This window comes from Mycolicibacterium elephantis DSM 44368 (genome assembly GCF_004014805.1).
GTDB lineage: Bacteria > Actinomycetota > Actinomycetes > Mycobacteriales > Mycobacteriaceae > Mycobacterium > Mycobacterium elephantis.
Window position 1 is genome coordinate 38,662 of sequence record NZ_ATDN01000023.1, and the last position, 12,483, is coordinate 51,144.

The 12,483-nt window shown below is 64.1% G+C and carries 12 protein-coding genes, 2 pseudogenes and 1 other annotated feature; of the genes and pseudogenes, 12 read left to right on the forward strand and 2 right to left on the reverse strand.

Features of this window, described 5'->3' with window-relative positions; translation table 11 throughout:
* The first annotated feature begins 20 nt into the window (after positions 1-20).
* From MELE44368_RS16260 to MELE44368_RS16310, 11 genes are read left to right on the forward strand one after another with little or no spacing between them, the layout of a single operon-like run.
* Positions 21-1,097: an MlaD family protein gene (locus MELE44368_RS16260; protein ID WP_128109417.1), complete on the forward strand. Its 1,077-nt coding sequence runs from the start codon at positions 21-23 to the stop codon at positions 1,095-1,097.
* The gene (locus MELE44368_RS16265; protein ID WP_128109418.1) at positions 1,094-2,101 is read left to right on the forward strand and encodes an MlaD family protein; all 1,008 of its coding nucleotides are present in this window, start codon (positions 1,094-1,096) and stop codon (positions 2,099-2,101) included. The genes MELE44368_RS16260 and MELE44368_RS16265 overlap by 4 nt, the downstream gene beginning before the upstream one ends.
* A gap of 44 nt (positions 2,102-2,145) precedes the next feature.
* Positions 2,146-3,060, forward strand: coding sequence for an MlaD family protein (locus MELE44368_RS16270; protein WP_128109577.1), 915 nt, complete (start codon positions 2,146-2,148; stop codon positions 3,058-3,060).
* Positions 3,030-4,181, forward strand: a complete 1,152-nt coding sequence (locus MELE44368_RS16275; RefSeq protein WP_409366133.1) for an MlaD family protein — start codon at positions 3,030-3,032, stop codon at positions 4,179-4,181. The genes MELE44368_RS16270 and MELE44368_RS16275 overlap by 31 nt, the downstream gene beginning before the upstream one ends.
* A complete protein-coding gene (locus tag MELE44368_RS16280) occupies positions 4,181-5,176 on the forward strand; it encodes an MlaD family protein (protein ID WP_206613783.1) in 996 nt (331 codons plus the stop codon). Before MELE44368_RS16275 ends, MELE44368_RS16280 begins: the two co-directional genes overlap by 1 nt.
* Positions 5,173-6,129: an MlaD family protein gene (locus MELE44368_RS16285; RefSeq protein WP_128109420.1), complete on the forward strand. Its 957-nt coding sequence runs from the start codon at positions 5,173-5,175 to the stop codon at positions 6,127-6,129. The genes MELE44368_RS16280 and MELE44368_RS16285 overlap by 4 nt, the downstream gene beginning before the upstream one ends.
* Before the next feature lie 48 nt (positions 6,130-6,177).
* Complete coding sequence (locus MELE44368_RS16290; RefSeq protein ID WP_128109421.1) at positions 6,178-6,813, forward strand: hypothetical protein; 636 nt, start codon at positions 6,178-6,180, stop codon at positions 6,811-6,813.
* 5 nt (positions 6,814-6,818) lie between these two features.
* A complete protein-coding gene (locus MELE44368_RS16295; RefSeq protein ID WP_241566654.1) occupies positions 6,819-7,418 on the forward strand; it encodes a hypothetical protein in 600 nt (199 codons plus the stop codon).
* Positions 7,419-7,455: 37 nt separating this feature from the next.
* Complete coding sequence (locus MELE44368_RS16300) at positions 7,456-7,899, forward strand: hypothetical protein (protein WP_241566655.1); 444 nt, start codon at positions 7,456-7,458, stop codon at positions 7,897-7,899.
* Positions 7,896-8,312, forward strand: coding sequence for a hypothetical protein (locus MELE44368_RS16305; protein ID WP_241566656.1), 417 nt, complete (start codon positions 7,896-7,898; stop codon positions 8,310-8,312). The genes MELE44368_RS16300 and MELE44368_RS16305 overlap by 4 nt, the downstream gene beginning before the upstream one ends.
* Positions 8,313-8,359: 47 nt before the next feature.
* Positions 8,360-8,911: a hypothetical protein gene (locus MELE44368_RS16310; RefSeq protein WP_128109422.1), complete on the forward strand. Its 552-nt coding sequence runs from the start codon at positions 8,360-8,362 to the stop codon at positions 8,909-8,911.
* A 56-nt stretch (positions 8,912-8,967) separates the two neighbouring features.
* Here the strand turns inward: MELE44368_RS16310 and MELE44368_RS16315 are convergent, their stop codons facing one another.
* Complete coding sequence (locus MELE44368_RS16315; protein ID WP_206613784.1) at positions 8,968-10,155, reverse strand: IS30 family transposase; 1,188 nt, start codon at positions 10,153-10,155, stop codon at positions 8,968-8,970.
* Between the two features lie 160 nt (positions 10,156-10,315).
* Between MELE44368_RS16315 and MELE44368_RS16320 the strand changes: the two are divergent.
* Positions 10,316-10,948: pseudogene (locus tag MELE44368_RS16320) on the forward strand (IS110 family transposase); the annotation flags it as partial.
* A 195-nt stretch (positions 10,949-11,143) separates the two neighbouring features.
* Here MELE44368_RS16320 and MELE44368_RS16325 read toward each other — a convergent pair.
* Positions 11,144-12,390 (reverse strand): annotated as a pseudogene (locus MELE44368_RS16325) (IS3 family transposase).
* Positions 11,978-12,112 (reverse strand) — a sequence feature (AL1L pseudoknot). (Overlaps the previous pseudogene by 135 nt.)
* Positions 12,391-12,483: the final 93 nt, after the last annotated feature.

Consider the following 12,483-nt stretch of genomic DNA (forward strand, 5'->3'; position numbering starts at 1 on the left):
GTCGCAAGGTGTTGTTCCGGATGTCGGCGGAGGCCGAGGCGCGGCGGCTGGCCATCATCGGCACAGTGCTCACGCTGTGCGTGACGGCGGTCGCGCTGTTCGCTGCGTTCAATCCCTTCGCCGGCCGCCCGAAAGGGCAGCTCGACGTGGAGTTGGTGCTGCCGTGGGTGGGCCAAGGGGTCGAGGCGGGAACGCCGTTGCTGCTGCACGGCGTCGAGGTCGGGCAGGTCACGAAGGTGTCGAACCTGCCCGGCGGCGCGGTGCGGCTGGACACCGAACTGCAGTCGGGACCCACCGCCAGCTTGACAGATGCGATGGTCGTGGATTTCCGGCCGGCCAACTACTTCGGCGTAACGGGAATCAATCTGTCTGCCGGACAGGGTGGTTCACCCCTGCGTGACGGCAGCCGGATCACTGTGGCGCCCAAGGGCAACTTCACACTGCAGACTCTGCTCTCCCGTCTCGGGGAGATCACCGACGGAGTGGTGACACCCCAGTTGATCGACGTCGTCTACAAGGCCACCCGGTATACCGACGCCCTTAACCCGCTTCTCGAGACGATGGTGTTGACCGCGGGGGCGATCACCAAGGTGCAGACGGTCAGCACCGAGCAACTCCTCCGCAACGCCACCGGGATCAGCGTGGCCTTCCCCGGCTTCGTTGACGCCGCGACCGCTGCCGGCTACGGATTCAACCAGCGCAGCGGGTTCGTGACGTTCAACGTGTCAGGCGAGGCGGCACTGCCCGGCACCGGCGAGGTCCCGATTCCCGGAAATCCCCAATCGCAGGAGTTCTGGGATACCCGGTCGCGGGCCACGCTCGACCTGCTCGCGAACTCGTTCTTCGGCGCGGTCGGCAAGCTGCTGTCCTCCCACCCCAGTGATCTGTTGCCCGCCGTGAACCTCGTCAAGACCATCAGCGATACCGTTCCGGGCCTGGTGGCACCCGCCGGAATCGGCGACGCGATGGTGGAACTGCGGACGCGGTTCGAAAAGCTTTACGCCGGTTCGCCGGAGCAGCGTGCACTGCAGGTGCACATCCTGCTCGACAACCTTCCCGGCGTGCAGGCGCCCGTCAATGCGTTGGGAGGACCGTGATGAAACCATTGGGTGCGCTGTGGCGCTTCCTAGTGGCCGCCGCAGTCGCGGCGCTCATCTTCATCGTGATCGTCAATGTGTTACGGCAGCCGGTGGCCAGCGAGATCCGTTCCTACACCGCGGAGTTCACCGACGTGTCGGGTCTGCACGTCGACTCGGACGTGCGTGTGCGCGGGGTACGGGTCGGCAAGGTCTCGTCGATCGATCTGGAACGCAAGGCCGGGCAGAGCATTGCCCTGGTCAAGATGAGCCTCGACAAGAACTACGCGGTGGTCAGCAACACCCGCCTCGCGGTCAAGTACCAGGCACTGACCGGCCTGCGGTACATCGATGTGGCCGACCCGGCCGAGGGCGAGTCGCGACAGGGAGTCGTGAGCCACGTGCCGCTGAGTCAGACACAGCCTTCGTTCGACATCACCACCCTGTTCAACGGGCTCGAGCCCGCGCTTGCCACCCTGAGCCCGGAGGACATCGACATCTTCACAGAAAACGTCGCGTCGTTTCTGTCCGGTGACGGCAGCGGATTGGGACCGATGCTCGACAGCATTCGGAAGCTCACCGAGTTCGTCTCCAACCGCCAGGAGGTGGTGGCGGCGCTGATGCGCAACCTGTCCAGCCTGGCCGAAACATTCGGTGGGCACTCAACGGATCTGGTTCAGGTCCTGGAGTGGCTCAACCGTCCGATCGATGCATCGCTGACCGTGCTGGACGAGTTCCGTAAGTCCGAACTGTATGGGCCGGGCTTTACCTCTGCTGCTGTTCGGTTGTTGCACAACATGGGATTCAAACCAGGACAGGCGAATATCGACGACGGTATCGACCGCGCGATCACCGTCTTCGACGACTACAGCGATGCCTTCAAGCGGATCCCGGTGATGTGGGACAACGTCCAACTGCCGCCCGAACCGGATGCGCCGCTGCCATGCTCACGAGGCCAGGCGCGGTTGCCGGAGTCGCTTGACATCTTGCTCAACGGACAGCGGGTGATCTTGTGCAATCCCTGAAGTTCTTGTCCAGCCATGTGTTCTGGGGTATCACCGCATTGGTGATGGTGGCGGTAGTGGCCGTCGCCGCGGCCGTCGTCTACATCAGCCCACCGGGGGAGCAGACGGTTGTCTTCTACACCACCGACGCTGCTGCCATTCGTCAGGGCGACGACGTACGCATCGCCGGGATCACCGTCGGTAAGGTGAAGGACCTCGCGATGGAACCCGAGCAGGTGCGGGTGCGCGCCACGGTCGACGGCGACGCGTTCGTCGGAGACCAGTCGCAGGTCCAGGTGCGCATGCTCACGGTGGTCGGCGGCTACTACGTCAACCTCATCTCGCTGGGCGATAGACCGCTGGGCAACAACCCGATTCCGGCAAAACGCGTCGACGCTCCCTACAACCTGATGCAGGCGCTGACAGACGCGACGAAGGTCACGGACCGCGTCGACCCAAAGCCCATCAACGAATCGCTGAACCAACTTCAACAGGGTCTGCGGGGGACGAACGTCGACACCCTGTCGGCGATCATCGACGCGGGCAATGCCCTGACGACCACTATTGAGAAGCAACGCGGCCAGATCTCCGAAATCCTCTCCATATCACACGAATACATCCGCGAGCTCAGCCAGTTCAAAGGAAAACTCCAAGAACTCGTGTCGAAGATCGCCACTCTCGAGCAGACGCTCGTCATATACGGCAAGGGCTTCAGCGGCGCGCTGGCCGGGATGGGCGACATCGGCGACGCCTTCCTGGAGCCGTTTGGGAGGTTCTGGGTGAACCACCGCGAGGAGTTCATCGAAAAGGTCCGCGAATGGCAGGACAGGTTCAGAAGATGGGCAGACAACAACAGCCGGATCATTCCGCGGCTGCGGCGCATCCGGAACAAGATCGAGCGGGTGTTGGACGCGCAGAACGCCAGGCCGGAGCTACTCGCCACGGATCTGTGCATCCCGATGCCGGGGAGTCCGTGCTGATGGGTGGTGCCTCAACTCGCAGATGGACACACACGGCCACGGTGCTAGCGGCGGCCGCGACGGTCGCCGCTGCGGCAACCTCCTGCGGTACCGCCGCGGGGAGTGCCGCGAAGGTGGCCTATTGCGCGATGATGCCGGACAGCATCGGTCTCTATGTCGACAATCCGGTCACCCAGATGGGCTACCGGATCGGTGAAGTCACCGGCATTACCGCTGGATCGCAAAGCGTGCGCGTCGATTTCACGGTCACCGAGGACCGGCCCCTGCCAGAGGATGTCAAAGCGGTGATCCGATCCCCGTCGATCCTCGCCGACCGATCCCTTGAGCTGGTCGGCAACTACATCGACGGCCCACGATTGGAGCCGGGCGGGTGTGTACCGCTGGACCGGTCGATGTCTCCCAAGACGTTGTCGGAGGTCATCGGTTCGGCAGACACGTTCATCGACGCGATCAGCCCTGACGGATCGACCAATATCGCCGACACCGTCCGCGGTATCGATCAGCTCGCACACGACAACGGCGCAGCTGTGGGTGAACTCGTCACGAGGACATCGGCTCTTCTCGACAGCCCCGACGAGTCGATCAGCGACATCGGCTCGATCATCCAGAACCTCGCCGAGCTGACCACGGCGCTGAAGGATATGAGGGGACCGCTGAAGGAGATCCTCCTGGACGCCCGGACCACCACCGGCGATGTCGCCACAGCGCTGGACGGAACGACCCGGTTGACCGGCACGACCGACATCGGCAACCTCGGCCCGCTGATCGAGGCGGTCGCGGTGGTGGAGACCCGCCTCGGCGATGAAACGCAGCTGACCCTGGACACGCTGAGCGCGACGGTCCGGAAAGTCACTCCGCATGCCACCGCCCTTGCGGGGCTGCTGGATCCGGTGCCGTGGTGGATCAACTCCATCGCGAACCACTACAACGAGCGGCACCTAAACATCTTCAACATCGCCTATCGACCACCGATGTTCCGGGTACGAGCACACAACGGTCTGGCGCTCTGCGGTTTCATGAACAGCACCATGCCGGGGAGCTGTGCCGACGTGAACGGAATACCGTACGCCGTCGACGTCGCACTGCTGCAGTACGTCCTGATGCAGGCGAATCAGCGATGATGCGGCGGATCTGGACAACAGCCGTGGGTGCGGCGCTTGCCGTGCTGTTGTCGTCGTGCGCGTCGATCAGCGTCAACTCGTTGCCACAGCCAGGGGCCAAGGGCGGGAACGGCTATGACGCCGTCCTCGAGTTCGACAACGTGCTGAACCTGCCCGACCGGGCCAAGGTCGTGCTCGACGGCACGGTGGCGGGGACCGTCGACCGCATTGAGCTCAAGGGCAACCGCGTCGACGTCATCGCGCGCATCGAACAGAACGTCGCGGTGCCTGCCGATATCCACGCGACACTTCAGCAGTCGACGGTGCTCGGCGACACGTACGTGGCGCTCGAGCGCACCTCGTTCGGTGACGCCAACATTCCGGCCCTGCGACCCGGTGAGCGAGTTCCGTTGGCGCAGACCACCTCGCCGCCACAGCTTGAGGATACGCTCGCAAACCTGGCCAACTTCGTCGGTAGCGGCTCGATTCAGCGGATTCAGAAATCCATCCTCCAAATCAACAGGGTCACCCCCGCCCGCACCGAGGAACTGCGCGGGATGGTGGAACGGGTCACGGTCGACCTGGCCGATCTCTCCAACAACATCGAGACGGTCGACCTCTGGCTCGATGGCGTCGCAGGCACCGCTGAGGTGATGCGTCAGAACCAGGAGGTGTACAAGTACTGGTTCTCCCCTGCCGGCATGGTCGGTTTCGACCGGGCGACGCAGGCGGCAGCCTACATCGGAACGGTGCTGCCCTCGATCGGCAGCATCTACAGCGGAGGTTACTGGCTGGTCCCGTTGCTGAATTCACTTGCCGATGCGATGGGCGCGGTTCAGCAGACGAAATGGAATGTCGAATCCGAGGTGCCGGCCTGGCGGAAGCTGTTCCTTGATTACTGGCTTCCCCAGGACAAGAACCCGGCGATCAACATCACCTCGATAAAGACACCGGATGGCCGCGAACTGATCGGAAACGTCGAAGACGTTCTGCGGATCCTGGGGGCGATGCCATGAGAACGGTCAAGAACGTACTCTCGTTCGCCGCGTTCGCGGTGATCGTGGTGGTCACGGTCAGCTACATCGCCTCGTTCAGGTTACACGCTGGCGCGCCGGACGACCGGATCGACATCTCCATGGACGTGCCCGACGTCAAGGGCCTGGTCGCAGGCTCACGGGTGTTGTTGCGCGGCGTGCCGGTGGGCAAGGTCACCGCGGTCGAGACGTCGGTCGGCAACGCCACTGTCCACTTCTACGTCGACCGAAATCATCGCGTCCCGGTCGACACCGATGTCCGGCTGGACAATCTGTCCGCGCTGGGCGAAACTTACGTCGGATTGATTCCCCGCACCGATGAGGGACCTGTCCTCAAGGACGGGCAACACATCGCCGCGGCGCAGGTGGTGGTTGCACCATCCATCTCAGAGCTGTCCACCAGTGTGGTCCGCGTCCTCAACCAACTGGATCCCGGCCAACTCGAGCGCACGGTCAACGAAGCGGACCTGGCGCTTCCCGATCCGGATCGGCTGCTACCGAATCTGGTCCGAGCCAGTCAGCTGCTCAGAAACATGACGGTGAGCATGGACGGCAGGGGACAGGAAGTGCTCGCCAACTTCCAGACCCTGTTGCAGAACTCCGACTGGGTGGGACCGACGCTGGCCGACATCGCCCCCCAGGCCCGCGCGGCAGGCGACGGTGTCGCAGGCACATTCCGCGGCATGATGAACACCATCGCCTGGAACACCCCCGAGAACATGGACCTGTTCGGCAAGTTCCTCGCGCGCATCCAGGCCTTCCTGGATTCACGGGGTCCCGATGTGAAGGTCCTGGCGCAGGCGTTGACTCCCCAGTTCAGCGGAATCGGCGGCGCCCTGATGAACTTCGACACGGGGCGGCTACTGGACAACGCGCTGTCCGGGATACCGGAAGAGGGTGCGATCACACTGCGTGTCACCATCCCAGACCGCTGAAAACTGATAGAGCACATAGGTAAAGCACATAGGTAATGAGGAGAGACGATGTCGACCACCGACACTGAAAAGCCCGAAAGCACCGACGACACAGGGGGATCGACCGCCGACAGCGTCGAGACCATAGCCGAAGCCGGCGACACCTCTCGCGAGGTGAAGAAGGGACGCCAGGTCTCGATCTCACTGAAGAGCCTCGCCATTGGCTCGGTCATCACCGTCCTGGCCGTGGCGGTCGGCGTACTGTCTTGGCTGTACATCGGCGCATCGAACAAGTTGAGCGCCGAGGCGCGTGCGGACGAGCAGCGCAAGCACGCCGAAGAGGCCGCGCTGGATTACGCGGTCAACGCTGCCCAGATGGACTACCAGGACTTCGAGGAGTGGAAGGTCAAGCTGGTCAACAGAACATCGCCGGAGCTGAACGAGAAGTTGGCCACGGCCGCGGGGTCGATCCAGGAGATCCTCACACCGCTGCAATGGAAGTCGAGTGCACGCCCGCTGACCGCGAAGGTGCGCTCGGAGTCAAACGGGATCTACGTCGTCGACGCGTTCGTCAGCGTACTGACCAAGACGATGCAGGCGCCGGACGGCCTGCAGTCCACCGCCACCTACAGCGTGACGCTGGACAGCAACAACGATTGGCAGATCACGGATGTCGGCGGTATCGACGCTGCCCTCGGAAAGTAGCCGCGGTGCGACGCATCGGACTCGCAGCCGCGACGGTTGCCGTAGCGCTGGCGGGAGCGCTGCTCCCCACCGCTTCGGCTGGCGCACAGCCGCTTCCCGATCACGACGGTCTGCCGCAGCCGCTTCCGGTCATCGTACCCGCTCCCAGTGACTGGGAGCCGAAGTATCCGTTCCCGTACGACCAGCTTCGGCACTTCGTCACCGAGCGGGACATCACCGCCGAACGGGAGCTGTGCCAGTGGTTCAATGCCCAGTTCTTCGAACTCAAAGACCAGATCGAGGCCCTGAACAACGCCATCATCCGGCACAACGGCAGTTTCGATGCCCCCGAGGTGCGCCAGCGCTTCGACGTCGTGGTAGCCAACCTCGATCAGTCGCTGGCATTCATGACGCCGCGGGCGCAGGCGCTGACCCAGGCCTACGACTCCGCGGGAGACATGTACTTCCCCATCTATCAGGGGGATGCCTTCTACGCACTGTGGCAGCAGTTGTCGAACGTGAGCAACGGATTGAAGGCCCGCCAACCGACATGGTTCACCGGACCGTCATTCCTGCATGCACAACGTATGGGTAACAAGATCAGTAGGTCCCATGTCTGCGATTGACGCTGAATGGTCGGCGGTCTACCGCCGGAAGGTAACCATGGCCGCCACTGTCGTGACGTTCGCTGCCGCCGGGTGGCTCGGGATGCCGTCCGGCGCGGCCGATCCGCATCCGGCGCTGGCCGAGGCGGTCAACTCGGCACGGGCGGGCGCCCCTTGCGGTGCAATGCATTACAATCCGAAGGCCGAGCATGCCGCGGACATCGTCAACCGATCGACGCACGACTACATGAATTTCACCGCGGAGAACATCCCCGCCGACGACCCGCACCCGACGGCGATCGCCAAGGACCTGGGGATCGAAGGCACCATGGTGATGTCGCTTCAAGGTGCGGGTAGGACCGAAACCGACGCAATCAAGGGCGTGCTGATCGAGGGGTACCAGGCCCTGTCCGACTGCGGGTACACCGACTACGGGGTCAGCATGCTCTACGAACCGGAGTCGGGCTACAGTCTCGCCGTTGTCGTGATGGTGGGCCCATGAGCAGGCCTTGGGTTCGCCGCAGCGTCGCGTTGGTTGCCGGCGCAACTACGTTGTGCGCCAGCACTGTCGCCGTTTCCGCTTCTGCTGCGCGGGCCGACGATGCGGTCACCGAGGAGTCGATCACCTACGAGGTGGTGTCCGATCGGATCGGAGCGGCGAACATCCAGTGGCAGGACGACACCGGGCGGCGATTCGCGGCGTGGGCTCCGCTGCCGTGGCGCGCGGACGTCCGCATGCGCGACCCGCTGGGGCCGCCGCCGGGGGGTAGCCAGGTGCGCGCCGACTGGCGGCCGAACGCCTATCCCGCCAACTGGGTCACGGTCAGGATCATCTACCGAGGCGAGGTGATCTGCCAGAACACCCTCGACCTCGGCAATGCCGCCTGCTACGGCATCACGCGGCGGGTCACATGATCACGAACTCGACGGACATGCGGAGGTGCCGGGCTATGAAGCCGGCCATGAAGCTGGTATTGGCGATCGCGGGTGCGATCACGGCGGCGCTCGCAACGGCAGGCCCTGCGCTCGCCGAGCCCGAAGAGTCTGTCCCCCAGGCAGAGCCGTGGCCGGACATCCGGTACTACGACCGGTTGGATCCCAACGCTTTCGTGCTTCCGGGCGGAATCTGGTTCAGGGCCCCGACCGGGCAGTCCTGCGGCATCTGGGGTCTGGGCAACTTCGGTTGTGCGGGGCCGATCCCGGGTGCTCCGGCCGCGACCACCCACATCGGTTGGATCGACGGTGACCGCGCGGTGCACTACGACTGGTCGATGGCCGTGCGGTTTCCCCCGACGCAGGCGCAGCAGCCGTTGCCGCCGCGCAGTTCCATCACCCACCAGGGAACTACCTGCGCGGTGACACCGGACAACTTCACCTACTGCGAACGCGGCCCGCTGCGCTTTCTCATCGAACCCACCAGAACCTGGCTGTCGCCGCCGTGGATGGACCTCAGTTGGATGGTGCTCGGCCCGGCATCGTGCAGCCCGCCCGGCGGCGGACCCTGCTACAGCTAGCCGGTCCCCCTAGACTGGCGAGCGGACGCAAAACTGCCCAAAATTCGTGGGCGGTTTCACGCGGTGATTGCAGCAGTGGGTGGTTGGGGCGGGTCTGAGAGTAGTTCGTCGAGGACTTCGGCGGGTTTCTTCCAGCCCAGAGTCTTGCGGGGTCGGGTGTTCAGTTGCATGGCGACGTAGTCGAGGTAGTCGGCGGGCAAGACCGATAGATCGGTGCCTTTAGCAAAGTATTGGCGGAGCAAGCCGTTGGTGTTTTCGTTGCTGCCGCGTTGCCATGGCGAGTGCGGATCGCAGAAGTAGATGTCCAGGTCGGTCGCGGCGGCGATGGCGGCGTGGTTGGCCATCTCGCGGCCCTGATGCCAGGTCAGGGTTTTGCACAGGATCGCTGGCAGTACAGCCATTTTCGCCACGATCGCGTCCTGCACCGCAACCGCGTCGTGGTCAGCAGGCAGGTGCAGCAGGATGACGAAGCGGGTCATCCGCTCGACCAAGGTGCCGATCGCCGACTTGCCCTCGGCGTCCACAATAACTTCGCCCTCCCAATGCCCGGGCACGGCGCGGTCCTCGACTTCGGGTGGGCGTTCGCTGATGTGGACCATGTCGCGGATGCGACCCCGACGCTCGTCGGGGCGCCGTTGCGGTTTGCGCAGTGCCCGCCCAGTACGCAGGCATTGGTGCAGTTCACGATGCAGGTTGCCGTTGCCCTGCACGTAGATCGACTGATAGATGGTTTCGTCTGACACCCGCATCTCCGCATCGTCGGGAAAGTCCAGCACCAGCCGTTGGGCGATCTGCTCGGAGCTGTGTTTGTCCTTCAGCCGAGTCTGCACCTCATCGTGCAATTTCTCATTGGCCGCCAGCTTGCGCGGCTTCGGCCGGCGCGCCCGCTGCTGGGCGCGGGCCTGCGCCCCGGCGGCGTTGTAGCGTGGCTTGGCGTCGCGGCCGCCTTTGTTTGGCGCACCGAAGCGATACCGTTCTCGGTATCGCCCATAACAGAACGCATTTCGCTTGATCTCACGCATGATCGTCGACGGCGCCCGACCCAATTCATCGGCGATCTTGCGGATGGACTTGCCCATCCTGACGCCCACATCGATGATCACACGCTCGCCCAGGGTCAGCGTCGGCCGCTTACGTGGGCCGTCGGCAGGAAATATCGGTCTCACCCCGCCAGCATCAGCAAACCACTTACGCCCGGTAAAGACCGACACGCCGACAACCACACCCGCATCAGCGGCCGACATCCCATCACGGATGTGATCCCAAAACTGAACCGTCTGTAAGTATTTGCAGGGCTGGCCCGGTGCTGGCTGACAGGATCGGTGTCGCCGTCCTGATTGGGTGTGACTCGTGAATCGCCTGGCCCCGTGAAGGGTGCTCTTCCCAGGATCTGTCCATCCGGTCATGGGCGGCGACGTCGGCCGGTCTTGCTTCGGTGGCTTGATTAGAAGCCTGCCCGACTCGTTGCCGCGAAGTCGTGGCCCATTACAGGCCTGCCTCGAAGTGCTTTCTTCCGGCCCGACGCCGCTACGACGTCGTCTACTGGAAGGAACACCACGTCGCCATGCCCATGTCGCAGAGGAGTATGCGTTTGTCATCGGAGTCGACACCCACGCCGCCACCCACTCGTTAGCGCTGGTCACCGCCGTGACTGGCGGGGTGATCGCTGGGGCGGTGTTCCCCAACTCGCGGGCCGGGCTTGATCGAGCATTGAGCTGGATCACCGGCCAGGTCGGCGGCCAGTCGGCGCTGGTGGTCATCGAGGGTGTGGGATCCTACGGGGCGGGATTTGCTGACCGGGTGGCCAACGCCGGTTTGCTGGTGGCCGAACCGTCTGTGATGCCGGCAGCCGAGCGTCGCGGTGTCGGCAAGACCGATGCGCTGGACGCGGTCCGCATCGCACGCTCGGTGGCCGTCGATACTTCACGGCTACGGTGGCCGCGGGCCACTGGTCAGCGGGTGGTGCTGCGCGTTCTGACGGTCGCTCGTGAGGAGATGGTCGCTGAGCGTACCCGTGCGATCAACGCGTTGACCGCACTCTTGCGTACGGTTGACCTCGGTATTGATGCGCGTAAAGCACTGTCGCACAGTCAGTTCAAGGTTATTGCCAGCTGGTGTGACCGTCGCGAAGATGCTGTCGCCGCTACCTGCCGACAGGAAGCGGTCCGGCTGGCCAAACGTATCGTCGCGCTCGACGGCGAACTGGCCGACAATATGCCGGAGACTCTCGGCTCACGCCACCTCGGTCGAGGTGACTGCCCGATGGTAGCCTTGCTCGTACTCGATCGGTGGAAGGTACCCGATCGACGAGTGCAGCCTGGACGTGTATACCAATGCACCCAAGAGGCGGTTTCCCGTTGCAGCTCGGCACGGCCGGTGAAGGCCGGACGGCTCTCGACAGCTCCGACTTATACAGTCCCACAGCGGATTCCATCAACGCGTTATCCAAGGCGTCCGCTACGCTGCCGATCGACCCGGCGATGCTGGCGTCACGGAGCGCCTCGGTGAACGCGATCGCGGTGTACTGGCTGCCCGCATCCAGTGATGCACCAAACCCGTCGCAGTGAACCGGAACTCGGCGTAGCGCCGGGTGAACAAGGCCTGCTCCAGCACCGACGTCACCAGCACCGTGGTCTTGCTGCTCATCACCCGCCATCCCAGGATGCGGCGAGAGAACAAATCCACGCAGAACGCGGTGTAGCAAAATACTTGCAGCGTCCAGACATACGTGAAATCCGCCACCCACCAACGATCCGGACGCGTCGGCGCCGACCAGGCCCGATTGATCAGGTCCGGATGCCGCGACGGGGCGTCCTTGTCACGCTCGGTCGTCTTGGTGGTGCGCTTACCACGCACGACACCGTCGATGCCAGCGATCCGCATCAGCCGCGCCACCCGGTCGCGGCCCCAGCCGTGACCTGCGCGTTTGGCGGCGTGCCAGAGCTTGCGCACGCCATAGACCCGGCGATCGGCCACCCACAGGTCAAACAGGGTGTTCGCGTCGTAGGCGTCGTCGAGATCGGCCGCCGACACCGGCCCCTGCTGCTTGGCGGCGTAATAGCTGGACGGGGCGATCTGCACGCCGACCAGCTCGGTCAGCACGCGGCAGATCGGGTCGACCCCGAACCGTTGCCGGTGCGCGTCGATGTACTCGACAATCACCGAAGTCGGCGGTCGACCTCCGCCGCCGCGAAAAACGCACTCGCCGTTCGCAATATCTCATTAGCACGACGCAGCTCGCGGTTCTCCCGTTCAAGCTCGGCGATCCGTGCCGCGCCCTCGCTAACGGTGCCCGGCCGGTCGCCCCCGTCGATCTCTGCCCGCCTGACCCAGGTCCCCAGCGCCTCCGGATGCACGCCCAACTGGTCGGCGACCCGCTTGATCGCGCCCCTCGCCGTCGCAGGATCCCGCCGCGCATCCAGGGCCATCCTCGTTGCCCGCTCCCTCAACTCCTCCGGGTACTTCCGCTGTGCAGCCATGCTCTCATCCTCTCCGGCTGATGAGAGTCTCCAGCGGAACCAGGACGGTTCAAACTGACAAACAACCTGCGGGTAGGCCTTTAGGTTCACAAC